Below are 26,954 nucleotides of genomic sequence, written 5' to 3'. Positions count from 1 at the left end.
GAAAATATCTTATGTTTTATCTGAGATTGATGTATCACTACAAACCATCTTAAATCGGAAAAAACGATGATTCAAACCGTTATCCATTATTTTCTACACTTTGGTATGCCATTGGTCATCGCCTATATATTTTTTCGTGACGACTATAAACGAGTATATTTGATTCTTTTAGCCACTATGCTAGTAGATTTAGATCATTTGCTGGCCACTCCTATTTTTTCGCCCAATCGCTGTAGTATTAACTTTCATCCGCTGCATACTTACTACGCAATGGCAGCATATGCGGCTATGCTATTTCTACCAAAACCCTATAAAATAATTGGTTTGGGATTATTACTACATATGCTAACTGATTTAAATGACTGCGTGATGACCTATCTTAATTGTCCGCAATGTTTGGTTGAGGCGCCTGCCCGTGAGTTGGTAGCGTGGTTAGGCAGAGCCACTAAGTTTTGATACGGCTGTGACTACATCTTTTTGTGCCTCTCTCATAGACCACCTTTTCAATAACTCCTAGAACTAGCATGTATGCACTGCTATCCAATCCTAAATAAGTCCTCGCGTTAGACCGCTTGTGGTCTAATGCGAGGATTGAGTTTGTCTAGCTTGTTACTCTAAGCTTAGTGAGACAGCTCTGGCTCTAATCAGGTAATAACGGCACGAACCACTCCCTACTTTTTTACATCGTTTTAATAGTGCTGTAATCGCCACGGGTACGCAAGACAACTTGAACATCTGATTGTCCTCGGTTGCGCCAGAACCAACCATGATTACCTGTAAATGCGGCTTCTAGAACGCCTTCATCAGCGGCAATTCCGCGACCTTTTTCATAGCTAATCGCTTGGCCTGATGCGTCACCATGGGTGTCGAAGTTAACATCACCGCCTGTCACGACCCAAGAGTATTCAGTCTTGCCACCTGCAGCCATTTTCATCTTAATCTCTAACCCTTCCCCTGGTGTCAAAGTAAAGGGAATTTCATCACGCCACTGTCCGTTAGCGACAGCAGTATCAGAAAGTGTGGCATCTACTGCTTGTTCGGTCACATTATCAATATCTGGTGTTTCAGACGCCAGTGTATCAGTTGCTAATAAACCAGCAGCATCGGCGGCGGCTTCTTCTGCTAATTGCTGCTTAACCTGTCCCATTTCTGTCAAACGAAGCAGTTTACCAACCCCAGTTGGGTCAATACCATATTCAGCTGGGAGAACCACCGTAAATAAAAGAACGATTGCTGCAATTACAGCCAGAACAGTAGATTTCATAAGCTGCTTTGAAGAGGGAAGTTCAGCTTGCAAGGGGGTATCGCTGTTATACATATTAGAAATCCTTAGATTATTGAGACATTAAATAGCCAGTGAGCTGCATGCCCACTAAAATAAATCCTGCGCTCATCATGGCAACGTTGGCGGTATAGGCGTTACGGATGAAACTTGACGTGCGTCGCCAGTAGCTCATACCAATCAATATGATCGCTAGAGCCAGTAGTTGCCCAATTTCCACACCCATGTTAAATGCGAGCAGGTTAGGAAGTAGACCGTCAGGTGACATCTCATATTCAAGAATTTTAGTTGATAACCCAAAGCCATGGAAAAGGCCAAATATAAGCACTGCTATTTTGGTGTTTGGTTGATACCCGAACCATGTTTGATACGCGCCAATGTTATCTAAAGCTTTGTAAACAACAGAGAGACCAATAATGGCATCAATCAGATAACTGTTCATACCGATGTTGAAGTACACGCCTAAAATCATCGTTGTGGAATGACCTAGTGCAAATAGGCTCACATAGATACCAATGTGCTTCATACGGTAGAGAAAAAAGATGACCCCGAAGAGAAACAGTATGTGGTCATACCCCGTTATCATATGCTTAGCGCCCAAGTACATAAAGGGTAAAATATTGACTCCTGAAATCTCCTGAATATATCCTTTATCCCCTGCGGTTACAGCATGAGCAAGCGCTTCATTGCTGCCAGTAAGAATACAAATAAGAAGTACTGAGAACACTAACAGACGGGTCTGCCAAGTCGCCCATAGCGAGCTTGAAAGCCTATTTAAAACATGGCTATACATTAAGAATCCTGTGGTCTGAAAATAATGAATGTGTTGCGTGATGCAATGCGATAAGAACAGTTAATCCTAACCAATGGAGTAAGTATGATTTGTGTTACTAAGCATTTTTTTATGGACTAGTAAGTAAAATCGTGAATTTTTCGAATGCAAACTAAGCGATTAAGGAGTAAGATACTATCCCCTAGGGGGGGATAATGTCAACCGTAAAAACTCAAGTCTTATAGGGTATAATTGCGCTCTCTAGAGGAAGGATACTGTCATTATGAAAAAACCGCACATACACGCTTCTCATCCAGCCGTTATCACACGCCTTAAAAAAGCGAATGGTCATCTAAGCAGTACGATAGAGATGTTGGTTGAGGGTCGAACCTGCCTTGATGTAGCCCAACAGTTGCAAGCGGTAGAGAACGCAATTCACCAAGCCAAGAAAATTTTAATCCAAGACCATTTAGATCATTGCCTTGAAGATTTGTTAGGGTCTGTTGATAAAGATCAGCAGAATTCTATCGAGGAGTTTAAGGAGATAACCCGTTACCTATAAGATCAATCGACTGATCTAAAGAAGCATTGGAGACATTGGATGCTCAGTATCTTTGCAAACCGAACTTATCGCCATTTATTTGCCGCGCAAGTGATTGCTCTGATTGGCACAGGTTTAGCTACTGTAGCGCTTGGGCTACTAGCTTTTGATTTGGCTGGTAATAATGCTGGGGTCGTTATGGGAACTGCATTGGCCATCAAGATGGTTGCTTATGTTGGTATTGCACCAATTGCAGCAGCCTTTGCCGAACGGCTGCCCAAACGCACGATGCTGGCAACGCTGGACGTGATACGAGCGGGTGTAGCACTGCTTTTACCATTTGTCTCCCAGATTTGGGAGGTTTACGTGCTGATCTTTGTATTGCAATCTGCCTCAGCAGCATTCACGCCGACCTTTCAAGCCACTATTCCTGATGTTCTGCCTGATGAAGCAGATTACACCAAAGCCTTATCGCTCTCACGCCTTGCGTACGATATGGAGAGTCTGGTCAGTCCTATGTTAGCGGCAGCCTTGCTGACAGTAATGAGCTTTCACAATCTGTTTACGGGAACGGTGCTGGGATTTTTAGCGTCTGCCTTATTGGTCGTATCGGTCACGCTACCAGCGCATGCTATGCCAGCGCGTCGTAGCATTTATGATAGAACCACACGCGGTATTCGTATCTATTTAGCTACCCCTCGACTGCGCGGATTACTCGCGGTCAACGTTGCTGTGTCTGCCGCTGCGTCTATGGTCTTTGTGAATACAGTGGTAATCATTCAGGGTGGGATGGGACTGACTCAGAGCGCAGTCGCATTAGCATTGGCAAGCTTTGGTGCAGGCTCTATGATTGCTGCATTGGCTTTGCCAAGCCTACTGGTTAAGCTGACAGACCGTAGGGTCATGTTAAGCGGTGTAGGGTTGTTAGTGGTGGGTATGTTTGCTGGTACATTGATGATGGGACAAAACTCGCTTATGGCCTTATGGTTCGTGCTAGGTTTGGGTTATTCTGCTGCCCAAACTCCCTCTGGACGCTTGCTATGGCGATCCTCACATCAGGAAGATCGTCCTGCATTGTTTGCCGCTCAGTTTGCTTTATCTCATGTGAGTTGGTTAGTATTTTATCCTTTGGCTGGTTGGCTAGGTGCTCGCTACAGTATGACGGTAGCTTTTGCGGTATTAGGCTGTGCTGCTGCACTAGCAGTATGGGCGGCTTTTAGAGTCTGGCCGTCTATTGATTTAACAGAGATTGAACACGAGCATTCGGATTTGCCAGAAGGTCATGCTCATGCTACTGGATCTCCTACACCCAATGGGATACGTCATACCCATCCTTTCGTAGTCGATGACTATCATCCTCGTTGGCCAAGCTCAGGTCGTTGATTTTGAATCAGTACATGAAGGTTCGCCATTTTATATTGAAAATTACACTGCTATGTACACTGAGCTACCATAAATAACTTTGACTACTGATATAGATAGCCTACAGCTAAACATTTGAGTCCTCACTAGGGTACCGAAATCACTGAATAACATAATACTTGTTATGGTGCTTTAATTGGGTTCAATTCCCTATATGGGAATCGAAATTCTAGTGTTGGATGTGAATTTAATGGCTATGAGGTCGATAGCATGGGTCATCATCATTAAGCTTTATTATTAAAATTTCCTAAGTTAGTTTCTACAGTATTGTCAGCATAGGTCAATAACGCAAGCTTTCATAAACGCGTGCAAAAGCTAATTAATAGGCACGGCGATCGCCTGTTATTTTTACCACCATATAGCCCTGATCTAAATCCTATCCAGAAGAAGTGGGCACAAGCTAAATTTCTACGCTAAGGATGGATAGAGAATAATCTACCTAAACTATTTCATGATATGGGCTGTATCGATTTTATATTAAACTGACTATAGTCGCTTCTCTTCTCCATGGTCCAATTAGAGTGGGCTTTCCCATAATAAGGACTGTCTCTTTAGCTATATTTTTTTCCTTATCTAAAGCAATAATGGCATTGCCAAGCCTGACGTAGGCTCGCAATAAGCGGAATGTCGTTTATGCTAAAAAAGTCGCAAAAATAAACAATGAAGAAATCATATAGCTGCTGCGTATAGACAGATAATAGCTACCATACGGTAAAACACGATTATTGTCATCGTATTGTCATAACGGCATCGTATTCTTGAGCTCACTATAAATAGCGGTTGCGTATCACTCATATCTTTAGTCATTCACTGATTTGTTGATAACAGTTAGCGCATAGATATCAGGTGTGTTTATGAAGGTTGTTGATCGGTTTGGTAGTATCTCCACCCGTATACTGATTATTTTAACATTGGCTTTTTTACTCATTATTTTGCTGGTGTACTGGGTCATCGAAACCCAAGCTAAGCCGCGCATACTGGAGATGACCTCAGAGACAGTGGTTGAAACAGGTAATGAAGCCATCAATAGCATTATGGCGAGTATCAACCATGTCGACGGATTGGCCAAAGCCACCAGTACGATGGCGGGCGGGTTACCAAAACAAGACGCTCTTTATAAAGAAACCTTTGGTAATCTCATGCAACAAATCGATCAACGGATTGTAGGCGGTGGCGTATGGTTTGATCCAAATATGTACGCTGAGGGTAGAGAGCGGCAGTCATTTGTGTGGGCGCGCGATAGCTCAGGCAATATGCAGCCATTAGCGCGCTATAATCAAGCGCGCCAAACCCCGAATCCCTATTATCGTGATTGGTGGTACATTCCTGCAATGTACGCGCGTCATGATCACTGTGTTTGGAGTCGTGCCTATGTCGATCCGATGAGTAATCAGCCGATGATGACGTGTGCCAAGGCATTATACGATAGTCGCAATCAGGCTTTTGATGGAGTGGTGAGTTTCAATCTGCTATTAGACAACCTCGGTGAGGCGATGAAAAAGTGGCAAGATAAGCTCGGTGGTTATGTCTTTTTAGTAGACTTGGATAATCGGTTTTTGACCTTTCCTGATCAATCTATGGTTACGCAAGCGACTGAAGATAATCCCCAAGGCGAAATGGTAACCGCGTATCAATTGGCCGAGAAACATCCTAGCTTTGCCCCTATTGCGGACAGTCTAGATAGTATTAATCAGACACTGATAGATGAGGCAGTAACTAAAGATGAAAGCCGCTATACGCTCGCTGCTCGTAGTATTCTAAGTACGACCAATCTGGATAAAATCAGCGAGCAAGAGTCCAAATTGCTCTCAGCATTATTGCTGTTAAATATCGACCAAACGTTTAATTTGGTAGACAGTCATTTGGTCGACACCATCGCTGTGCCCAATGATTTTGTGTTGCAGCAGCCCGCCACCGCCTTCGTGTTTCGCATGCCTTTTACGTATTGGAAGATGGTCATTGTCAAGCCTGATAATGACCTGATGAGCGTGGCAAATGCGCTGTCCAATAAACTGATTCAAGCCATGCTGCTGGGTTTCATTCCTATCTTGTTGTTGACCGCTTGGGTGTTTCGTCGCTACTTTACGCGGCCGCTAAAGCACATGGCCCAGTCAGTGGCTGATATGGGGTTGTTGATTGAACAAAAAAAATATCAACAATTAAGCGCGCATAAACTGCCTTATTCAAATGTCAGCGAGATTCAAATTATTAGTGAGCAGACCAATCAGCTGATTGATCGCGTCGTCGAGAATGAAGGCGCACTTGCTGAAATCAATGTACATCTAGAAAAACAAGTCGCCGCCCGCACACAAGATTTACAGCAAGCCATGGATGAATTAAAAACCTCGCAAGTGCATCTGGTGCGTTCTGAAAAAATGGCTACGCTTGGCCAAATGGTGGCAGGTGTGGCGCATGAGGTCAACACGCCGCTCGGCTACGTGCGTAGTAACATGGAATTGGTTGGCGATAATCTCATTCGTTTTGATGAGTTGCTACAACATACTGATCAATTATTGCAGGTCTTAAAAGCGCCAACTATCAATCAAGAACAAGTCGAGCAACTGATAGAGCAAACCTTACAATGCTGTGAGGAAATTAAAGAAGATGAGGTCAGTGAAGATTTGGCCGATTTGATTAAAGATGGACTTTATGGCGTTGATCAGATTGCCGAGCTGGTCGTCAGCTTACGCGACTTTTCTCGAATTGATGAATCTAAGGTAAAGGATGTCGATATTAATGATTGCATCAATACCTCATTGATTATGGCGCGCAATAATTTAAAAACTCTAGACGTCAAAACCAATCTAGCCGAACTACCGCCGATTCAATGCAACCCTTCACAGGTCAACCAAGTATTATTGAACCTATTTAATAATGCCGCCCAAGCCATGCCAGCTGATCATAAAGGGACATTGCAAGTCAGCTCTTCTATTGATAACGTGCAGCAGCACATTATCGTGAGTGTCAAAGACAATGGTGTCGGTATCCAAGAAAATACGCTGGCGAAGATTTTTGAGCCATTTTTTACTACCAAAAAAGCAGGCGATGGCACGGGGCTAGGGTTAGCTATTACGGCACAAATCATCGAGCAACATGGTGGATACATCGAGGTTAGCTCAATCGTTAGCGAGGGCACGATGTTTACTATTAGGTTGCCGATACAGTCTAGCGCTCATGAACCTAAACCTTCACAAGCTTTATTTGAAAGTTGAGAGACTTCCCATCACTTATTTAAAGAGAGCGTCATGCAAAAACCAAAAATCGCTTTTATCGATGATGAGCCACGCATTTTACGCAGTTTAAAAATGCATTTTCGCCAGTCACATGATGTATTTATCACTACTGATGCTAGCGAATTGATGAAGTATGTTAGCGAGCATGATGTACAAGTGGTCATCAGCGACCAACGTATGCCAGATAAGCAAGGTACAGAAGTGTTGCGTGATATCAAAGCGGCCTCACCAAATACACTACGTATTTTGCTGACCGGTTATGCTGATTTGAATGCAGTGATTGACTCTGTGAATGAGGGCGAAATTTATCGTTATATCACAAAGCCATGGCAAAATGATGAGCTTAAACAAATCGTCAATAAAGCCACAGAAATTGCTCAGCAAACGCAAGAAATCACCCAAAACACTATGCAAGGTAATGACACTCAAAAAGTTAGTGGTGGCACTGGTAGCAATCGTAATATATTGGTATTAGATGACGACGAGAGCGTCTATCAGCAAATAAAAAGTCATGTTAAGAGCGCTTATACCGTGAGTTGGGCCAGTAACCTTGAACAGGCAGCAAGGTTATTACAAAAAAAACGCTTTGGCGTCACTATTACGGATTCGACACTCAATAAAGAAAATATTACCCCCATTGTTTATGCTTTAAAGAATATTCAGCCAGATTTGATGGTTCTTATGTTGACTGAATTCAAAGATGCCCATATGGTCATTGATTTAATTAATAAAGGTCAAGTATATCGCTGTCTACCACGGCCGACCAACTTCTCTATCATGAGTATCAGTCTGGATCGCGCTTTTGATCATCATGAAAGATTGCTAGAACAGCCGATACTGGCGGCTCGCCATCATGTCGAGGAGGTAACAGAATCGGAGGCTTTGAATTTTTCTGAAAGACTTAAGGGTTTCTTTGCTAAGTTCAGAGGTTGGCGCATTATTAGATAGAATATAGCCTCAGATATAATCAATAATGGCACTCCTAGCTTCAGCGAATGTCTGACTGGTGTGATATGCCATCTGTAGCGCCTTAGCGGTCAGCATACTGTCAGGGCAGTCTGATACAGTAAAGCCCATCATATGCTGGGCATATAAATCTAAAACAACGGCTAGATAGCACCAGCCGCTTTTGATACGAATATAAGTCACGTCGCCCGTCCAAATTTGATTGGGCATAGTTGGGCTAAAATTGAGGTTCAATAGGTTCTCATGGGCTTTATACGCGTCCCTGTTGAGCGTCCGGCAATACTGGAACGGTTCAGTTGAAAGCTGTAATTAATTACATTAATTGTGATGATGTCATTAGTTTGTCACATCAGAAATCTAGTATAGCGAGTTATAAACTCTTAAGTACAAGACAGCGGGAAAGATAATGTTCGCCACAAAAAAGCAAAGTGATATACAAGTTAGTCAGCAAAGTTTTGACGCTATCATGATGTTAGCAATCACTACGGTCTCAGATAATATTGGTAGTGCACCTACCGCCGATACGCCCTTGTTTGATGAGGCGCACGAAGCCTATTGTGCCCAGCTTTTGCAGAGTATCATTGGGTGGCAAGAAGAGAACAATCAAGACCGATTAGTTGATGCCAATGCTACCCAAAGTTACGATTATGCTAAGCGTGAGGCATTGATAAAAGTTGCAGAGACGAAGCTCTACAACGCACTACATAAGGATGATTGTATTAATAAGGAGATGATGTAGTTGTATGTTAACCAAGTTAATAAACTATAAAAAATAAAGCAAGGAAGAGCGTGTTTGTCTAGGTGTTATGATATGACTTAAGCCACGCCGCACTACTGTAGTGTTATATTTTCTATACTGTATGAGTTTCACTAAGTATAGCTAAGCAAGTCCTAAACGAAAGATACCTCTCTGGTTCTTTCGTTTTTTTTATGTTGAGGCGATAATGACCCCTGCCGTCAAATCTGTAGAGTTAAACTTGGGAGATTTTAGTTACGCAGCTTGATGATAAAAGTTAAACCACAACTGTCTTGGCGATCGATAGCCTAAACTCTTTGAGTCCTAGTCTGATTATAGTACAGCTCTATATATTGTGTGATCTCGTTGATCGCTGTAAATCACTTATAAAAGACCGCTAAACTAGTTAAGTTTATTACAACCTATTCATATATAGTACTAAATACTTTGCCGTCCAAACCCTTTTAAGAATTTATCAACGGTTGCTGCCATAGGGCTATCATTAGACATAAGTATGTGTTTATGGGCAATTTGTCGTGATTGAGGTAATACGAATGTCGCGCCGTTGCTATATTCTTGACATACTTTTGGATATATTTGCTGCCAAGAGGGATGGGTAACGGTTTCTGCTTTATTTTTTATGTCTGAAAAGCCAATCCTTCGAGCCGTCTCATAAACCACAGCATGGACATACTTTTGCTGAGCGGCATCAAGATAAGCGTGGCGACTGTTTGGATAGTCTTGCTCACTTGCATCCGCTAATGCCAGCAAGTCACGTGCTGAGCTTGGTGGCCATTCTTCAAGGATAGAGCGCTGCCGAGCTCTTACCAGTTGGCTGAAAATGCATGATGACCGTTGCCCATAATATGGCTTTGTGTATAGGATAGTCCTTAGCTTTTGCTTTATTACCAAAGTTTAGCTGCCATTCACCAAACAACCTCACCAGCTCTTTGGTTATTTCTCGCATCTGTTGATTACCATCAATAGCATCGTCATCATGCCATGCGGTCGAAGTAAGTATCAACGTCTTGTTGTCCTTGATCAAGTATGGCGTTAGCATGGCGCAGATACTCCTTGGGCATTACTTTTATCATAAGCAGGCTTAGAGTTTTGACTGTCACTGCTTTCATTTTTACCTCACCGAGCAGCAGCACCTTTTTTACCTAGTTTTGATTTTATTTTCCTATTATTTGTCGCGGTTTCTTTTTTATCATTAAGATATGAGCTGAATAATAGCTCGCCATTGCTTTCAAAAAGCTGAATACTCAAAAGCAATTTGATAAATATTTTAGATTTATTAGCAGATAGACCAGTGATTGTAGCAATGATTTTGTCATCATGTGGTACCTCACAATTCTTCCAGTAATCCATCACAAGTAAATACAAAGCGTGTGGTCATGGCGAGCGTCTCACCAATATAAACAGGCAACCAAATGCCCACATCATCTGAATTGATAGGTATGGTAATCATCCCAATCATAAGACATTTATCAAATAGAATTAAGCTGCGTGCAGAATGAAAGTTGCAGATTTGATAAGAATAACGGGTATCAGTAAATCGACTATGCCCAAAATTTATAATGAACAAACTTTAAGGATAGACTTCGAGACTATGGATAAAATTTGTGAGGCATTGGAGATTGGAGTGGGTGGTTTGTTCACTTACGTACCCAACGAGTCGGTAGAGAAAGAGAAGTAAATTAATTTTAAGAACGTTTTAGGCAAACTAGAGTGAAGGTCAAAAATGCTATTTTAAAAGACAGGTAGAATTGATAGAAGGCACAATTTAGGCACATAGATTTTTTGATGCAGTTTGGCTATGGCTATAATTGGGCAAGTTTTGATCAAGCCTAGCTTTATATTTCACCTACAGCCCATATTTTACGGACAAAAAAAGCCCCAGTCGTTAGACCGGGGCTTTCTAAATATTTGGTAGGCATAAGCAGACTCGAACTGCTGACCTCTACCATGTCAAGGTAGCGCTCTAACCAACTGAGCTATACGCCTATTTAGGTTGAGTATTCTATCAAGTTTCCACTATTTTGCAAGCCTTTTTTATAATAAAACTGCCTTATTATTGTGATCTTGCGATTTAGCTTTGTATCGACAGTCAAATAAGGATTTTTATGTATTTTTAATTGCTATAATAGAATTATAATTTAGTTTTTATTGTCAATAGCGATGAGTCGCTTCGTACTGGGCAATCTAGTAACACTATTGCAGATAATAGAAAACAACGCTGATGATAATCGAATAGTATCTAATAAAGTTAAGTTAAGTTAACAGTGAAAGGGTTAGGAGCACCGTATGGGTTTATTGGTCGATGGGTACTGGCAGGATAAATGGTATGATACAGCATCTAACGGTGGACGCTTTGAGCGAGAAGATGCAGGCTTTAGAAATTGGGTAACGTTAGATGGTAGTGTTGGTCCATCGGGTCAAGGTGGCTTTCAAGCCGAAGCCAACCGTTATCATTTATATGTCTCTTTGGCATGTCCATGGGCAAATCGCACCACGATTTACCACAGACTCAAAGGTCTAGAAGATATTATTTCGATGTCTGTGGTTCATCCTTTTATGGGCGATAAAGGTTGGACGTTTGCAGAGGGTGTAGGTGTTATCGCTGACCCTATTATCAATGCAAGTTATTTATATGAAGTTTATCTCGCGGCAAAGCCAAATTATACGGGGCGGGTGACAGTACCAGTATTATGGGATAAAAAGATCAATACCATCGTCAGCAATGAATCTGCTGAGATCATTCGTATGTTTAACTCAGCTTTTGATGGCGTTGGGGCAGTAGCTGGCGATTTTTTACCATCCGATGCAATAATAGACATTGATGAGATAAATACGTTTGTTTATGATGCTATCAATAATGGCGTCTATAAAGCTGGTTTTGCGAGCACGCAAGCTGCTTATACAGAAGCGGTCGTTGCGCTATTCGCTGCGCTAGATACGTTAGAGGTGCGTTTGGCAGACCAACGTTACTTAATAGGTAACACAATAACTGAGGCGGATTGGCGCTTATTCACGACCTTAGTGCGTTTTGATGCCGTTTATGTTGGACATTTTAAATGTAATATTCGCCGCATCGTTGATTATCCCAATCTTTGGGGCTATCTGTGTGATTTGTATCAAGTATCGGGTATTAAAGACACCGTGAATATGGAACATATCAAAGCACATTATTACACCAGCCACGCAACGATTAATCCAACTGGAGTGATACCGGCTGGTCCTGTTATTGACTTTGATAAGCCGCATGGGCGGGCACATTTATCGAGTGCTATTTTATAAAATGCTGTTTGAGTTTTTGTGATAAAGAAATAAAAAACCGTACCCGCTGCTATAAAGTCGTGGGTACGGTTTTTTTAGTCTAGTCGGTCCTAAATAAAAGAAATACAAATATAATAAGGTACTACTGGGGTTAATTTTTCTTGCTTGCTGTGCCTACGCAGACAGAGGCTGCGAATAATTAGACCCAGTAGTTCTGTACCCTTTTAAAAGTGGATTAACTATATATAAAAATATGCTGAAATTAAGCGTTATTCAGCTGTCTTGCCGCTTCTAATGCAAAATAGGTCAAGATACCATCGGCACCTGCACGGCGGAAGCCAATGAGTGATTCTAAAATCACCGCATCCGTGAGCCAGCCGTTTTGAATCGCTGCCATATGCATGGCATATTCACCAGAGACTTGGTATGCAAACGTTGGTACACCAAAGGTATTTTTGACTTCACGGATTAAATCCAAGTATGGCTGACCCGGTTTAATCATCACCATATCCGCGCCTTCATTAATGTCCATGGCAACTTCGTGTAGCGCTTCAGCACGATTACCAAAGTCCATCTGATACTGCTTCTTATGCCCACCTTTTAAATTGCCCGCACTACCGACCGCATCACGGAATGGACCGTAATAAGCAGAAGCGTATTTTGCTGAATACGCCATGATAGCGGTATTCACAAAACCTTCAGCTTCAAAGGCATCACGCATGGCTTTGATACGACCATCCATCATGTCACTGGGTGAGATGATATCAGCGCCAGCACGTGCATGGACGAGCGCTTGCTTGACCAATACTTCAACCGTTGCATCATTTACGACATAGCCTGAGTTATCCAGCAAGCCATCTTGACCGTGTGAGGTATAAGGGTCCAATGCCACATCGGTCATGACGACCATCTCTGACACAGCATCTTTGACCGCTTTTACCGCACGTGCAGTGAGAGCGTTTTCATCATAAGCAGACCTACCATCAGGGGTTTTTAGTGAGTTATCAATTACTGGGAAGATATCGATGGTCGTGACGCCTTCACTTAACAAGTCTTTGGCGTGCTTAATGAGCAGGTCTATCGATAAGCGCTCAACCCCCGGCATACTAGCGATTTTTTGACGCTCGTTAGTACCTTCTAATACAAAAACGGGCGCGATAAAGTGCTTGGGATGCAGCTCAACTTCACGAATCATCGCCCGTATATTGTCGTTATAACGCAAACGACGTAGGCGAGTTTCAGGGAATTGGCGGTTAAAAGTATAAGTCATATTGTTTCCTTATCTGAATGGCAATCACGGTTATTTTTTTAATTACTGAGATTTTTAATGAGGTTTCTATTGAGGTTTTTAAAAAGGTACGTCACACAATGTCGATACTATACCCAATACCAGCTATGAAAAGCAAAAGCACTATCAAAAGCAAAAAGCCCTACCGACTTACTATAATGAGTCGGTAGGGCTGATTGTAGTTATCGACTATCAACGCGATAAAAGTACGTCACGCGCTTAGGGCTTTATAAAGATTTATGGCTCAATAATCTGCGTGACTGGTACTTGCTCAACACTGACTTCTTTAATGCGAGTCTCTTTTGAGATGGTTTCTTCAGTAATCACCCCGAGAGCAGCATCAGTCTTGCCATCGTTATTGACATCGACCACAGCCGTTGGCTTAAAGGTCGATTTTTCTACTGGCTGTGCCTGTTTAATGGCGAGGGCTTCTTGAGCAGAAACCACACGTGCAGAACTTGCCGCATCGATAGCATCAGTAGCTTTTGCCTTGTTACTATTGGCAGCTGCATTGACTACTTGTACCAGATTTCTATGGTGCGGTACAGGAATCACGGTTGGTACATCTAGATTGGCACCGCCACCCAACACTTGATAAAGCTCAACTTGACTGATGATTTTCTGTAGCTCTAAATCCAAAATGCCTTGTTGCGTTGAAAATAACGAACGCTGAGCATCAAGGACGTCTAGGTAGTTTGAGATACCTGCTTTAAAGCGCGCATCAGCAATCTGATACGTTTGCTCAAAGTTGTCTTGCAAACGATACTGCCCCTCTAACTGCTCGCCCAAAGTTGCACGGGTGGCTAAGACATCCGACACTTCACGGAAAGCGGTTTGAATTGAGCGCTCATAGCCTGCAAGCGTCTGCTTACGCTCGATTTGTGCCACATCATAGTTGGCATCTAAGCGACCAGCATCAAAGATAGGCACACTAACGCTTGGACCGAATGACCAGCCGACAGAACCACTTTTAAACAGGTCATTTAAACTGCCGCTGCTTAAGCCAATATTACTGGCCAAGCTGATAGAGGGGTAATAAGACGCGCGCGCCACTTCGATATTCGCACCAGCTGCTTTCAGATTATATTCTGCTTGCAACACATCAGGACGATAGCGTAGCAGCTCACTTGGCAAGCCAGCACTAAATACTTGCTGACTTGTGATATTACTGACCGCAGGCGTTGGAATCAGATTGGTTGGAATCGGTCCACCAACTAAAAACTGCAATGCATTACGTGATTTTAAAATACTGCTTTGGGCACGTAAAACGGCAAGTCGGGCATTTTCAAGTGAGGCGCTAGATTGCAAAGAGGGCAGCTTAGGATCAATACCAGCTTCAAAGCGTTTGCTAGCAATAAATAGCGATTTCTCACGGCTCTCTACAGTCGCCTCTGCCAGTTGTAGCTGCGCCAAGCTATAGCTCAAATTGGCATAGCTTTGAGCAATGTTGCTAATCAGACTGATCTGGGTCGCGTCTTTTGCCGCTGTCGTTGATAAAAAGTTCTGCAACGCTTGATCTTTTAAGCTGGCAATTTTACCCCAAAAGTCGAGCTCATAATTGGCAAGACCAAGGTTAACATTATAGTTATCGCCTGTTTGTCCGCGTTGACGCGTGCGCGAATAGCCAGCATTACCATCAATGCGAGGTAGATCATTGATATCAGTAATTTGATATTGTGCACGGGCTTTTTCAATCGCTAAACGAGCACTTTCAAAGTCTTTATTGTTCTCTAAACCTAGAGCAATCAGACCCTTTAAACGCTCATCGCTGTAAAAGTTCTGCCAGCGTTGACTAGCAAGACTGGCTTGCTCAGCGCTACTAACGGTCTCTTTATCAAACGCGCCATAGGTTTGTTCGATCGGAATATTAGGCACCGCCAATACAGGACGTGTATCAGCCTTTGGAATGGTATTACAAGCCGCCATGCTCATCGCTAAGGCTGTTAGACCTATTAAACGTCCACTATTTTGGCGAACGCGGGCAGTCAAAGAGACTGCCTTAGTTACTGAGTTGGGGGTAACAAAATAACGTAAACTCATTGTGTATTATCTCCAAAGCTTGCAGACTGAGCGCTCTTAGAAAGCGTCATGTTTTGCATATCGTCGTCAACGTGTGTGATCGGTGGTTCATTATACTCTGTTGGTCCAGCAGGACTGTCTGGATTATCAGGGTTAGAGCCGCCAGGCGTACTGCCACCATTATTTGGCTTGTTGTTCTCATACTTGTGAGGGAACACACTGCGTATCCAGATATAGAACATCGGAATAAAGAAGATGCCTAGTAATGTTGCAGAGACAACACCACCGACCACACTGGTACCAATGGCATTTTGACTGCCTGAACCTGGACCGCTCGCCAAGAACAATGGCACAACACCTAGACCAAAGGCAAGTGAGGTCATGATAATGGGGCGCATACGTTGGCGTGCTGCTGTCATGACGGCCTCTTTTAGACTATAGCCTTCCTCTTGATGCTCTTTAGCAAACTCGATAATCAAGATGGCGTTTTTGGCCGATAGACCTACGACGGTAAGCAGACCTACTTGTAGGTAAATATCGTTGGCGAAACCTCGTAACCACGTAAATATGACTGCCCCTAATACCCCAAGTGGAATGACCAGTAGGACAGAGAAGGGAATAGACCAGCTTTCATAGAGGGCTGCCAAACATAAGAACACGACTAAGATTGAAAGTGCGTAGAGCATCGGTGCTTGAGCGCCTGACTTTTGCTCTTCTAGTGACATACCTGTCCACTCGTAACCGATACCTTCAGGTAGCTTTTCGATCATCGCTTCCATCGAGCTCATCGCTTCACCAGTACTTAGACCGGGCGCAGCACTGCCTTGGATGTTCATAGACGGTAAGCTGTTGTAGCGGGTCAGACGTGGTGAGCCTGATTGCCATTCACTGGTCGAAAAAGCATTAAATGAGATCATATCGCCCATTTCATTTCGTACGTACCATTTACCAATATCATCCGGATTGGTGCGGCTACTCGCTTCACCTTGAACAAAGACGCGTTTAATACGGCCACGATCAATGAAGTCATTCACGTAGCTTGAGCCCCAAGCGGTGGAGATAACGCTATTGATATTACCTAGTGACAAGCCATAAGCGGCGGCTTGCTCTTGGTTGATATTCACCTTAAGCTGCGGTGAGTCTTCCTGACCGTTAGGGCGTACACCAGCGACTTGATCGTTTTGCGCTGCCATGCCTAGCAGCATGTTTCGTGCTTCAAGTAGCCCGTCGTGACCAAGGTTACCATTATCTTGAATCATTAAATCAAAACCACTGGCGTTACCAAGTTCGGTAATGGCTGGCGGTACAATCGCAAAAACTTGCGCTTCATTTAATTGGGTAAAGAAGTAACCCATTGCTCGACCAGCAACAGCCTGAGCAGTGTTCTCATCACCGGAACGCGCTTCCCAATCTGACAAGCGAACGAATGCCAGTCCCATATTTTGCCCTTGACCTGCAAAGCTGAAGCCTGCAATTGTAAAGACGGAGGCGATATTATCAGCTTCTTGTGTGGTGTAATAGTTACTCACTTTATCGAGCACTTCTTGTGTTTCATCTAACGTCGAACCGGCAGGAAGCTGAACCAAGGTAAACATAATACCTTGATCTTCTTCTGGTAAAAATGAGCCGGGAATACGTAAGAATACCACCACCATGACGCCAATAATGGCCGCATAACCAATCAAATATAACCATTTGAAGCGAAAGCTTTTACCGACAAAGCCTTCGTATGAACGACTAAGCTTAAAGAATGAGCGGTTAAACCAGCCAAAGAAGCCTTTTTGCTTTTCTTCGTTGCCTTTTTCATGGCTCTTGCCACGTTTTAATAAGGTCACGCATAGCGCAGGGGTGAAAACAAGGGCGACAATGGCTGATAACACCATAGCAGTAATCAAAGTAATGGAGAACTGACGGTAAATTACGCCCGTTGAACCCCCGAAGAAGGCCATCGGTACAAATACTGCTGATAGAATCAAAGCAATACCGATAACAATCTTACTAATCTCACCCATCGATTGAATGGTCGCGTCTTTAATAGAAATATGAGGATCTTCTTCTAAGATACGTTCAACGTTCTCTACCACAACGATCGCATCATCGACCAGTAGACCGATGGACAGTACCATCGCAAACATGGTCAGCACGTTGATACTAAAGCCCGCTACATAAAGCACTGCGAACGTGCCCAGTAAAACGACAGGTACGGCAAGCGTCGGAATAATAGTTGCACGCCAGTTCTGTAAGAAAATGAACATGACGATAAATACCAACACAATCGCCTCAATGAGGGTCATGACGACTTGTTCGATAGACAAGCGTACGAATGGCGTGGTGTCATAAGGAACGACTGAGACTAGACCAATTGGGAAGTTTTTTTCTAGCTCCGCCATACGTGCGCCAACGGCTTCACGAGTCTCAAGCGCGTTAGCACCACCTGCGAGTGAAATACCCAAAGCGGCAGCTTCTTGACCGTTATATAGCGATACTACACTATAGTCTGCACTACCAATTTCGACATCTGCCACATCGCCTAAGCGTACTTGGGCGCCTGAGGTATCTGTTTTTAACAGAATATTTTGGAATTCTTCAGGTGTTTGTAGATAGCTTTGCACTGTAACGGTGGCATTGATAACCTGTTGATCGGTATCAGCAGGTGCTTGACCTAGCTGACCAGCAGATACTTGCGCGTTCTGCGCTCGTATTGCATTGACGACATCAGACGGTACCATGTTATAGCTGCGTAGGCGTGAAGGGTCAAGCCATACACGCATCGCATAGGTAGAACCGAAGACTTGAACTTCCCCCACACCCTCTACACGACTGATCGAATCGACGACATTGGAGTTAATGTAATCGGCAATATCCGCTCGATCCATAGTGCCATCTTCAGAAATAAATGCTTGCACCATCAAAAAGCTGCTAGACGATTTATTGACGTTGACGCCTTGACGCTGAACAGACTCAGGCAAGGAGCTCATCGCTGCTTGCAGTTTGTTCTGTACTTGTACTTGTGCGGTATCAGAATCAGTACCATTCTCAAAGGTAAGCGTCACTGAGGCGCTACCATTTGACGAGCTCGATGACGACATATACATCAGACCATCAAGACCCTTCATACGTTGTTCAATGATCTGTATGACTGAGTTCTCGACAGTTTGTGCGTTAGCACCAGGATAGCTGGCACTGACTGAGATGGTCGGTGGTGCAATACGTGGATACTGCTCGATCGGTAGGTTAATAACCGATATTATCCCGATAAGCATGACTAAAATAGCCATCACCCATGCAAAAATAGGGCGATCAATAAAAAAACGTGACATAGTAAATCCCTAAGTCTTCCTAGCTTTGAATGGAATTATTTGGCGGCTGATTGTGCAGCTTGCTGCGGTGTTTTGGCAGCAGCTTCTTTTGCAGCAGGCGCAGGGTTTGGATTTTCTAATGGCTTCGCAATAACCTCTTGTTCAGGCTTCACTTTTGCGCCGCCGATAATCACGACTTTGTCGCCAGCTTGAAGACCGTCAGTGACTACCCATCGTCCTTGATAAGTACCATTAATCGTGACCGGACGAACTTGGATTTTGTTGTTTTCATCGACGATATAGACTTGCGTTTCACTCTTAGGTGTACGTGTGACTGCGCTTTGCGGAATTAATGCCGCATTGGTAATGACGCTTTGAGTTAAGCGCGCAGTGACATACATACCGGGTAATAAGATATTGCTGTTATTTGGGAAGATGGCACGTAAGGTCACTGCCCCTGTTGATTCATCGACTTTCGCCTCTGACAATGCCAACTCGCCACGTACAGGATAGGTTGAACCATCCTCTAACACCAATTCAACTGAGTTCATGCCAGTTTTTGCTTTGCCTGCAGAGATCTGCTGACGCAATTTAAGCAGCTCAGAGGATGATTGACTGATATCGACATAGATAGGATCTAGGCGTGAGATAGTCACTAAAGGAGTAGGTTGACCTGAGCTAACCAATGTACCGGCAGTGACGCTCGAGCGATCTGTACGACCTGAGATAGGCGCACGTACGATAGTACGATTGAGATCTAAAGTGCTCGCTTGCAACCCAGCCTTCGCCGTTTGGATACCTGCTTTTGCGCTTTCAATACCGGCTTGTGATTGACCGATAGCAGCATTGGCGCTTTGGACAGCTGCTTGTGCAGTACGCACAGCGGTTTGTGCTTGATCGTATTGCTGCTTTGAGATGGCATCAATAGCCACCAAACCTTGCAGACGTTGCAAATCATTTTGTGCTTGTGATAATGACGCTTGACGGCTGGCCAAATCCGCTTTTGCATTGGCATTATTAGCCAATGCCGTCTGATAGTTGGCCTCTGCTTGGGCTATTGCCGCCTGACCACTGGTAATAGACGTCGCATAGTTATCCGTATTAATGCGATATAAAGGTTGACCTTTTTTGACGTTGCTGCCCTCACGGAACAACACTTCGTCGATAATGCCGTTTACCTGTGGGCGGACGTCAGCGGTTTGATAAGCCGCTGTACGTCCAGCAAAAGTCTGTACTTGTGGTACGGTATCAAAAGTAACAGTCTGAACGTTGACGACGGAGGGCGGCATTTGTTGCTGTGCCGCCGCCGCGTCGCCAGCGGCATCCTCTTTTTTGTCACAGCCAACCAGTACAGCTCCAGATAGTACAGTTGCTATTACAAGCGCAAGATAAGAGTGCTTCATCAATGTCCTCGGCAATATAAATATCATATAATAATAAATAGTGACAATATAAAAAGTTTATGGATACATCTTAACGTAGAAAATATAAAAAACTATTAGGCATTTATCGTTATCACAGTACATCGAATACTCAATAACCGGATAAGTAAATTTAATAAGAGATTATAAACTATAGGGTATACCCCACAGTCAAGGCGAAAAAAACCGTTTCTGGCGGCTATCATTGCCGTTTATGATAATAAAAGATTAGAACCTATTGAAAACACAAGCATTACGCTAAAAATGAAGGGCAAAATTTACATTGGTTAGTTAGTGATAACATTGTTAAATTTTGTTTATTTAAAAAATATAGAAGTGCATTATTAATAAAGGGAGACACATAAGAAGCAATATTTAGTCTGTTCAGAAAAACATTGCTATAGCAATAATTAAGTAAAAATTTAGCAATAAAAACATTTAACTGCTTATATCAATATAAGCAGTATCGATTTGAGTCTTATCAATGTAGTAGCAATATAAATAATAACTAAGCGTTGTTATTTGATAATTATAATAAGCGAGCACTGGCAAGTTCAGTCAACTGGTATAGGCCCTGACGATAGCGATTATCCGGCAAACTGCTGAGTGCTTGTTGGGCAAGCTTTGTTTCTTCTAAAGCCCGCTGTTTACAGTAATCTAGTGAGCCTGAATGGCGTACTAAGGCGATTAACTGTTCTGCATTGGGGGTTTTGCCCGTTTGGACGGCGATACGCAGCTGCTCATAGCCTTCTTTGTTGCTGTCTTTGAGTAGTTCGAGTGCTTTAATAGTAGGTAGAGTAGGTTTGCCTTCAGCTAGATCATCGCCGAGATTTTTACCCATCAGCGCACTATCGCCACTGTAATCAAGCACGTCATCGACAATTTGAAAAGCATTGCCAAAGTGCTGACCAAAATTAGCCAATGCTTGCAAATGCTGCGTTTGACCTTGCAAAATCGCAGCGCCTTGAGTTGCCATCATAAATAATCGTGAAGTCTTACCATCGATGATATTGAGGTAATCTTGCTCAGTTGCTTCAGGATTATGCTGATGCTGCAGTTGTAATACTTCACCTTCAGCAATATCACAAGTACCGTCTGAAAACACTTGCAATAGTGGCAAGCTTTGAAAGCCCACTAACAAATTAAAAGCGCGAGCAATCAAATAATCGCCGACCAAGACAGCTGTCGCATTATCCCAAGTGGCATTGGCAGTAGGCTTACCACGGCGCTGTCCTGATTCATCAATCACATCATCATGTACCAAGGTTGCCGTATGCAGCATCTCAGTAATCGCTGCCAAATGCATGGCTTGCTTCGATGGCTCATCATTAAGCATTCGCGCGCATAACAAGGTAATTAATGGGCGCATACGTTTGCCGCCAGCGTTAATCACGTGCTGTGAGACATTCATCACCAGCTTAACTTTGGAATTAAGGCTGCCAAACACTTGTTTGTCCATAATATCGAAATCATCAGCCACAATGCTCTGGATATCAGCATAGGTTGGTGTAGACGATAGATTGATTAATGGCGCAGCGGTTTTAGATAAAGGAGTACAAGTCATAATAGATAATCATACCAATAAAAATAAAGAATATTTTAATAGCGATACTTTTAATAGTGATACTTAGCAAAGCCAGCGTTTTATGCATGATAGCATAGCTGTCTAGTGATATTGTTGATTTAAGTATAGCAAAATACGATACGGCGCTTGAGGTTCAGGCGAATATTACAGCGTTTATTATGGTGAAAATCAGCAAATCACTGGTAAGTAGCTATTAGCAGCTAAGTGATCTAAACAACGATGACTAATGAATAGATACTTATTACATGTCTATTTACAAAAAACTGTAAGTATCTGATTAGATAAGCTATAATAGCCGCTGTTGGATTTTAACCACTATCTCTGCGTGTTATTAGGCGGTCTGTATTAATAGCGATATACATTGCGCTGATTAATCAATGACATTGTGTCTGATACGAGTATAGATTTTTGGTATCACCACCATACAAAAACAAGAGGTGCGGCTTGCTTTTATCAGCGAAAAGCCGTAAAATCTTGCCTTTAATTTTTCCCTGTCGTGTTCGTCGTCGAAGTGTTGGTATGATATCAGCCACGGCACACGGGTTAAACGGAGTCATACAATGTACGCAGTAATCAAAACTGGTGGTAAACAGCACCGTGTAGTCGTTAATGAATTGCTTAAAGTTGAATTACTTAAAGCAGAAACAGGCGAAACAATCAAATTTGAAGATGTGTTGATGATTGTTGATGGTGAAACTGTCAAGATCGGTCAGCCTATCGTTGAAGGCGCTAGTGTTGAAGTTGAAGTTGTTGAGCATGGTCGCGGCGAAAAAATCCGTATCGTCAAGCACAACCGTCGTAAGCATTATCACAAAGAGCAAGGTCACCGCCAATGGTATACCTTGTTAAAAATCAAAGCGATTAATGCTTAATTAATGATTGTCAGTTTATTGATGATTAATAACGCACTAAAAGCTTAAGAGTTGTCGCATTAGCGATAAGTCACATTAACAAGGAGATTTTCTCATGGCACATAAAAAAGCTGCCGGTTCAAGCCGTAACGGTCGTGATTCAAACCCAAAAATGCTAGGCGTAAAAATATTTGGCGGTCAAGCCATCGTCGCTGGTAACATCATCGTTCGTCAACGTGGTACAGAATTCCACGCCGGCGAAGGTGTTGGCATGGGTCGTGACCATACTTTATTTGCACTAAATGACGGTGTGGTAAAGTTTGCGACCAAAGGTAAATTTAACCGTCGTTATGTGATGGTTGAAAGCGCCTAGTTGCCCATCTAGATTATTTTATCTTTTAGATAAAATAATTTGATGACTAAAAAAGCCCTTATTACCGTTTGGTAGTAGGGGTTTTTTATGCTTATAAGCTTATGTTAACCACTGATTAAAACTAGAATAAAGGCTATTTATTACTTTGTAACTGTTGTATTTACAAGCCTGTATGCCAGCAGTAGTAATGATTGCAAATCATGACTAGGCGCGTAATAAAAAAACTGGCACACTGTCCTCATTGTTTTATCACACCGGTTTTGTACTCGTATGATAAACATTTACCGAAAACAAAAATTTGATAAAACGTTTTATTTTTATGCTATTTTGCATTTTTAGAGAGGATTTATAATGACTTTATTAACCAACCAATCAACTAAACAGACAACAACGCTAAAACAAAAGATGATGGGCGGAGCATTGGCAGGCGTCTTAATGACTACGCTTGGCGTCGCAGCGCCTATGATGGCGATAACGCAATCGGCGATGGCAGCGCCAGCTGACAATATAACGGCAGCTAAGCGTTTAAACAAGCTGTTGACCAATACTAAGAGCATGACGGCCAACTTTAGCCAGACGACTAAAGGCGCTAATAGTGGTACGTTCAGTGGTACCATGAGCGTGCAACGTCCAAATAATTTCCGCTGGGAAACCAAGTCACCGTCAGAACAGCTGATTGTGGCAAATGGTAGCTCGATGTGGGTTTATGATAAGGACTTGGAGCAAGCCACTAAACAAAACGTAGACAGCCAAGTGGGTAATACGCCAGCGCTATTACTATCAGGTGATCCAAGTAAAATTGATAAGAACTTTAAAATCACCCAGCCGTATGCCAATAAAAACTACTATGTGCTGTATCCAAAGTCAGATAGTGCTAGCTTTAAAAGCTTATCAATGAGCTTTAGCGGTGGCAAGCCTGTGATGATGGTGTTAAATGATAGCTTAGGACAGACTACTTCTATTAAATTTAGCGGTATCAAAATGAACCCAAGCATTAGCAGCAATCAGTTTAAGTTTACCCCGCCAAAAGGTGTTGATATTATCAATCAGTAGAAGTGATCAGCATTTTATTCATTAAGCTAGCTGATTAGAATAATAAAAAAGGACATACCTAATAGGCGTGTCCTTTTTTATTGAGCAAGAGTATTTTATCGGATTTATTTAAGAGGATGCTCTGATACTGTCTATCTCTGGCATGGGCGGTAGCTCATCTAAATGGCTCAGTCCAAAAGCATCTAAGAATTGAGACGTAGTATGCAGTAATGCCGGACGCCCTAAAGTATCTTTGTAACCATTTTCTTCAATCCAGCCTTTATCAAACAATTGACGCAATATATTGCTCGATAGCGTCACGCCGCGCACATGTTCTATATCGCTACGTGTCACCGGTTGCTTGTAAGCAATCACGCTCAAAGTCTCTAGCAAGGCTTGGCTGAGACGTTCTTGACGCTGGGGAAAGACATTCTGTATTAAGGCGCTATGGCTATCAGCGATTTGCAAACGATAACCACTGGCAGTATGATGCAAACTTAATACGCCAAGATTTAAGCGTTGCTTTAGCAGTTCTAGTGCCTGCTCTAACTTATTAGTCGTTAAGAATAAGTGTTTTTTTAAGTGATTAGTAGTTAAGGGTGCTTCTGAAGCATGAAGTAAAACTTCAATCTGTTTACTTATGTCTTCAATAGATAGTAGGTGGTCTTTAGGGTCGTCTATATCTGCCATTTCAATATAATCTTCTTCAGTTTAATGATTTTAGACTTACTATAAAGCCAGTTAGGATTATGCTAACCATTCTAACGTCAATTTTCCGAGTAAATCGTTATGAGTGGGCAGGCTGATATCAGCGTTATTTGCTGTGTTAACATGATTGTCCGTACTATTAGCAACCACACCAATCAGTTGGCGCTTGATTAATTCAAGCACCGCGACAAAGCTGACAACCACACCTATTTTGCCTTGAGTTTTATCTAATAGTTCATAAAAAGAGCGCGCGCCGTCCATACTCAGTTGGCGACTGATACTAGCGATACGATCAGCAAGTGGCACAGCATCGACCTTGATGCTATGCATCTGATAGTCGGGTTGCAGCTGCATCTTAAACAAGCTATCAATCAATAGAGTAGGTGAATAGCTTGGCAGCTCAGCATTCATAATGTCTTGGCTTGGCATACTGACCATCGCCAAAAACACATCGCGCTCAAGTCGAATTAAATTGTCTAAACGTTGACTGGCAGCTTTGACTTGGGCGTATTCTTCAAGACGCTCAATCAGTTCAGCTTTTGGATCGCGCTCATCGGTAGGCTTTTCTGGTTTAGGAAGTAACAACTCAGTCTTGATCGCAATCAAGGTTGATGCCATTAGTAGATAGTCACCGGCCAACTCAAAATGATTGGTGTCCAATTCACTGATATAAGCCAAATACTGCTCTGTAATCGGTAATATCGGCATTCGTGTCAAATCAACGTTGTTTTTCTTAACCAAATACAATAAAAAGTCTAATGGCCCTGCAAACTGCTCAAGCCAAATAGCAAACGCTTGTGGCGGCACATACAAATCTTCTGGCAAATGCTGTATAGGCGTCTGATAGATACGCAGAGACATATCATGAATCTCTGCGCTAGACTCAATTAATCGCTTACTTTGCATGATAGCAATCTATGGTCATCGTAAATAATAATTTATTTAAGTTTGGCAAGTGGACGGATACCAATAGCGCGGCGGGTCTTATCTAGTTGCTTACGACTATGACGGCGGGCTTTTTCTGCACCCATCTGTAGGATTTCTTCTAGCTCTTTTGGATTTGCCATCAGTTCCTCATAACGTGCGCGGAATGGGGCAACTTCATCATTGATTTTATCAAACAACGCTTGTTTGGCATCGCCCCAGCCAATACCAGCGGCAAACTGCGCACGCATATCGGCAATCTCAGTAGGCGTTGCAAAGGCTTTATAAATCTCGAAAATAGCAGAGTCATCAGGGTCTTTTGGCTCAGCAGGCAACTGCGAGTTGGTGACGATCTTCATGATGGCTTTATGCATCTGCTTTTCAGCACTAACTTGTGGATTTAGATCACCAAATAGGGGAATGGTATTGCTATAGCTCTTACTCATCTTACGACCATCAAGACCTGTGAGTAGTGGGATATCGTCATCTACAACAGCAGATGGTAGCGTAAACAGTGGCTTATAGCGATGATTAAAAGTACCAGCAATATCACGAGCCATCTCGATATGCTGAATTTGATCACGACCAACAGGCACATGCGTAGCATTGAACATTAAGATATCGGCTGCCATCAGTACCGGATAGCCGAACAGCCCCATGTTAATACCTTGATCGGGATCAACATCTTCCTTTTCCATATTAATATCGACTGACGCTTTATAAGCGTGCGCACGATTCATGAGACCTTTTGCACATGAGCAGTTCAATATCCACGCAAGTTCTGGGATTTCAGGCACATCTGATTGACGATAAAAAGTCACGCGCTCAGGGTCAAGACCGCAGGCAATCCAAGTTGCTGCAATGGCTTTGGTCGATTCATGAATAATATCAGGGTCATAACAACCAATAATACCGTGATAATCTGCTAAAAAGAAAAATGCTTCGTCGTCACTGTTTTGGATAGACTGAATCGCTGGACGAATCGCGCCAACGTAATTACCCAGATGTAGGGTGCCAGTCGGTTTGATACCAGTAAGGATGCGTTTGGCTGCTGAGCTATTAATAGTAGGTTGGCTGTCAGAAATCTGATTATTACTCATGGGAAATCCGTTATTTATTGATCAAATTATTATAAATTCATGATTATTTATCTGCTGATAATAGCAAAAAATATTAGCTGTAAATTATAGCAAATTTTGCCAGTGATTTTCGTCGGAATAAAA

General features: G+C 42.7%; 25 protein-coding genes, 1 tRNA gene and 2 pseudogenes. 12 read left to right on the top strand and 16 right to left on the bottom strand.

From position 1 onward, the window contains the following. The first annotated feature begins 66 nt into the window (after nucleotides 1-66). The gene (locus PCRYO_RS09065) at nucleotides 67-456 is read left to right on the top strand and encodes a DUF6122 family protein (protein ID WP_011514093.1); all 390 of its coding nucleotides are present in this window, start codon (nucleotides 67-69) and stop codon (nucleotides 454-456) included. A 223-nt stretch (nucleotides 457-679) separates the two neighbouring features. Here the strand turns inward: PCRYO_RS09065 and PCRYO_RS09060 are convergent, their stop codons facing one another. Both PCRYO_RS09060 and PCRYO_RS09055 read right to left on the bottom strand, forming a co-directional pair. Continuing rightward, on the bottom strand, nucleotides 680-1,318 hold the full coding sequence (locus PCRYO_RS09060; RefSeq protein ID WP_011514092.1) for a hypothetical protein: 639 nt from the start codon (nucleotides 1,316-1,318) through the stop codon (nucleotides 680-682). 16 nt (nucleotides 1,319-1,334) lie between these two features. Then, nucleotides 1,335-2,075, bottom strand: a complete 741-nt coding sequence (locus tag PCRYO_RS09055) for a HupE/UreJ family protein (RefSeq protein WP_011514091.1) — start codon at nucleotides 2,073-2,075, stop codon at nucleotides 1,335-1,337. 262 nt (nucleotides 2,076-2,337) lie between these two features. On the opposite strand from PCRYO_RS09055, the gene PCRYO_RS09050 reads away from it, so the two are divergent. The 5 genes and pseudogenes from PCRYO_RS09050 to PCRYO_RS09035 all read left to right on the top strand — a co-directional run bounded on the left by PCRYO_RS09050 (nucleotide 2,338) and on the right by PCRYO_RS09035 (nucleotide 8,198). Further along, nucleotides 2,338-2,616, top strand: a complete 279-nt coding sequence (locus PCRYO_RS09050) for a metal-sensing transcriptional repressor (protein ID WP_011514090.1) — start codon at nucleotides 2,338-2,340, stop codon at nucleotides 2,614-2,616. Between the two features lie 39 nt (nucleotides 2,617-2,655). Next, nucleotides 2,656-3,978, top strand: a complete 1,323-nt coding sequence (locus PCRYO_RS09045) for an MFS transporter (RefSeq protein ID WP_011514089.1) — start codon at nucleotides 2,656-2,658, stop codon at nucleotides 3,976-3,978. A 333-nt stretch (nucleotides 3,979-4,311) separates the two neighbouring features. After that, a pseudogene (locus PCRYO_RS13515) lies at nucleotides 4,312-4,434 on the top strand (transposase); the annotation flags it as partial. 437 nt (nucleotides 4,435-4,871) lie between these two features. Continuing rightward, entirely contained in the window at nucleotides 4,872-7,229 is a 2,358-nt protein-coding gene (locus tag PCRYO_RS09040; protein WP_011514088.1) for a sensor histidine kinase, read from the top strand. Nucleotides 7,230-7,262: 33 nt separating this feature from the next. Then, nucleotides 7,263-8,198 (top strand): response regulator, encoded by a 936-nt coding sequence (locus PCRYO_RS09035; RefSeq protein ID WP_011514087.1) that lies wholly within the window; start codon nucleotides 7,263-7,265, stop codon nucleotides 8,196-8,198. A gap of 9 nt (nucleotides 8,199-8,207) precedes the next feature. Here the strand turns inward: PCRYO_RS09035 and PCRYO_RS09030 are convergent, their stop codons facing one another. Then, a complete protein-coding gene (locus tag PCRYO_RS09030; RefSeq protein WP_011514086.1) occupies nucleotides 8,208-8,426 on the bottom strand; it encodes a DDE-type integrase/transposase/recombinase in 219 nt (72 codons plus the stop codon). 196 nt (nucleotides 8,427-8,622) lie between these two features. Here PCRYO_RS09030 and PCRYO_RS09025 point away from each other — a divergent pair, with 196 nt between their 5' ends. Further along, nucleotides 8,623-8,955, top strand: a complete 333-nt coding sequence (locus PCRYO_RS09025) for a hypothetical protein (protein WP_011514085.1) — start codon at nucleotides 8,623-8,625, stop codon at nucleotides 8,953-8,955. A 252-nt stretch (nucleotides 8,956-9,207) separates the two neighbouring features. Here PCRYO_RS09025 and PCRYO_RS13185 read toward each other — a convergent pair. The 4 genes and pseudogenes from PCRYO_RS13185 to PCRYO_RS13420 form a co-directional block, all read right to left on the bottom strand. Beyond that, nucleotides 9,208-9,332 (bottom strand): annotated as a pseudogene (locus PCRYO_RS13185) (IS3 family transposase); the annotation flags it as partial. Between the two features lie 58 nt (nucleotides 9,333-9,390). After that, nucleotides 9,391-9,723: a hypothetical protein gene (locus PCRYO_RS09020; RefSeq protein WP_041753176.1), complete on the bottom strand. Its 333-nt coding sequence runs from the start codon at nucleotides 9,721-9,723 to the stop codon at nucleotides 9,391-9,393. 28 nt (nucleotides 9,724-9,751) lie between these two features. Then, complete coding sequence (locus PCRYO_RS09015; RefSeq protein WP_041753175.1) at nucleotides 9,752-10,012, bottom strand: hypothetical protein; 261 nt, start codon at nucleotides 10,010-10,012, stop codon at nucleotides 9,752-9,754. A gap of 288 nt (nucleotides 10,013-10,300) precedes the next feature. After that, entirely contained in the window at nucleotides 10,301-10,423 is a 123-nt protein-coding gene (locus PCRYO_RS13420) for a hypothetical protein (RefSeq protein WP_264623020.1), read from the bottom strand. A gap of 45 nt (nucleotides 10,424-10,468) precedes the next feature. Here PCRYO_RS13420 and PCRYO_RS09005 point away from each other — a divergent pair, with 45 nt between their 5' ends. Next, nucleotides 10,469-10,651, top strand: a complete 183-nt coding sequence (locus PCRYO_RS09005) for a helix-turn-helix domain-containing protein (protein WP_049751814.1) — start codon at nucleotides 10,469-10,471, stop codon at nucleotides 10,649-10,651. Between the two features lie 231 nt (nucleotides 10,652-10,882). Here PCRYO_RS09005 and PCRYO_RS09000 read toward each other — a convergent pair. Then, nucleotides 10,883-10,959 (bottom strand) — tRNA-Val (locus PCRYO_RS09000). Between the two features lie 300 nt (nucleotides 10,960-11,259). Here PCRYO_RS09000 and PCRYO_RS08995 point away from each other — a divergent pair. Continuing rightward, entirely contained in the window at nucleotides 11,260-12,252 is a 993-nt protein-coding gene (locus tag PCRYO_RS08995; RefSeq protein ID WP_011514082.1) for a glutathione S-transferase family protein, read from the top strand. A 241-nt stretch (nucleotides 12,253-12,493) separates the two neighbouring features. Here the strand turns inward: PCRYO_RS08995 and hemB are convergent, their stop codons facing one another. From hemB to PCRYO_RS08970, 5 genes are all read right to left on the bottom strand, one after another. Next, nucleotides 12,494-13,501 (bottom strand): porphobilinogen synthase, encoded by a 1,008-nt coding sequence (hemB, locus tag PCRYO_RS08990; RefSeq protein WP_011514081.1) that lies wholly within the window; start codon nucleotides 13,499-13,501, stop codon nucleotides 12,494-12,496. 255 nt (nucleotides 13,502-13,756) lie between these two features. Beyond that, nucleotides 13,757-15,559 (bottom strand): efflux transporter outer membrane subunit, encoded by a 1,803-nt coding sequence (locus PCRYO_RS08985; protein WP_011514080.1) that lies wholly within the window; start codon nucleotides 15,557-15,559, stop codon nucleotides 13,757-13,759. Further along, complete coding sequence (locus tag PCRYO_RS08980; protein ID WP_011514079.1) at nucleotides 15,556-18,858, bottom strand: efflux RND transporter permease subunit; 3,303 nt, start codon at nucleotides 18,856-18,858, stop codon at nucleotides 15,556-15,558. Before PCRYO_RS08980 ends, PCRYO_RS08985 begins: the two co-directional genes overlap by 4 nt. Before the next feature lie 35 nt (nucleotides 18,859-18,893). Continuing rightward, nucleotides 18,894-20,240 carry an efflux RND transporter periplasmic adaptor subunit gene (locus PCRYO_RS08975; protein ID WP_011514078.1) on the bottom strand — a complete coding sequence of 449 codons (1,347 nt, stop codon included), beginning with the start codon at nucleotides 20,238-20,240 and terminating at the stop codon, nucleotides 18,894-18,896. Between the two features lie 547 nt (nucleotides 20,241-20,787). Beyond that, the gene (locus PCRYO_RS08970; protein WP_406626822.1) at nucleotides 20,788-21,717 is read right to left on the bottom strand and encodes a polyprenyl synthetase family protein; all 930 of its coding nucleotides are present in this window, start codon (nucleotides 21,715-21,717) and stop codon (nucleotides 20,788-20,790) included. Between the two features lie 686 nt (nucleotides 21,718-22,403). Between PCRYO_RS08970 and rplU the strand changes: the two genes are divergently transcribed. The 3 genes from rplU to lolA all read left to right on the top strand — a co-directional run bounded on the left by rplU (nucleotide 22,404) and on the right by lolA (nucleotide 24,120). Further along, the gene (gene rplU, locus PCRYO_RS08965) at nucleotides 22,404-22,715 is read left to right on the top strand and encodes a 50S ribosomal protein L21 (protein ID WP_011280837.1); all 312 of its coding nucleotides are present in this window, start codon (nucleotides 22,404-22,406) and stop codon (nucleotides 22,713-22,715) included. A 94-nt stretch (nucleotides 22,716-22,809) separates the two neighbouring features. Next, nucleotides 22,810-23,067 (top strand): 50S ribosomal protein L27, encoded by a 258-nt coding sequence (gene rpmA / locus PCRYO_RS08960; protein ID WP_010199200.1) that lies wholly within the window; start codon nucleotides 22,810-22,812, stop codon nucleotides 23,065-23,067. Between the two features lie 351 nt (nucleotides 23,068-23,418). Then, the gene (lolA, locus tag PCRYO_RS08955) at nucleotides 23,419-24,120 is read left to right on the top strand and encodes an outer membrane lipoprotein chaperone LolA (RefSeq protein ID WP_011514076.1); all 702 of its coding nucleotides are present in this window, start codon (nucleotides 23,419-23,421) and stop codon (nucleotides 24,118-24,120) included. 108 nt (nucleotides 24,121-24,228) lie between these two features. Here the strand turns inward: lolA and scpB are convergent, their stop codons facing one another. Genes scpB through trpS form a run of 3 tightly spaced genes read right to left on the bottom strand, consistent with a single transcriptional unit; the run spans nucleotide 24,229 to nucleotide 26,831 of the window. Beyond that, entirely contained in the window at nucleotides 24,229-24,789 is a 561-nt protein-coding gene (gene scpB / locus PCRYO_RS08950) for an SMC-Scp complex subunit ScpB (protein ID WP_011514075.1), read from the bottom strand. 57 nt (nucleotides 24,790-24,846) lie between these two features. After that, nucleotides 24,847-25,713 carry a segregation and condensation protein A gene (locus tag PCRYO_RS08945; protein ID WP_011514074.1) on the bottom strand — a complete coding sequence of 289 codons (867 nt, stop codon included), beginning with the start codon at nucleotides 25,711-25,713 and terminating at the stop codon, nucleotides 24,847-24,849. A gap of 32 nt (nucleotides 25,714-25,745) precedes the next feature. Next, a complete protein-coding gene (gene trpS, locus PCRYO_RS08940; RefSeq protein WP_011514073.1) occupies nucleotides 25,746-26,831 on the bottom strand; it encodes a tryptophan--tRNA ligase in 1,086 nt (361 codons plus the stop codon). Nucleotides 26,832-26,954: the final 123 nt, after the last annotated feature.

It is taken from the genome of Psychrobacter cryohalolentis K5, assembly GCF_000013905.1.
In the GTDB taxonomy this organism is placed as follows: Bacteria; Pseudomonadota; Gammaproteobacteria; order Pseudomonadales; family Moraxellaceae; genus Psychrobacter; species Psychrobacter cryohalolentis.
This window is presented reverse-complemented; position numbering and strand designations above follow the sequence as displayed.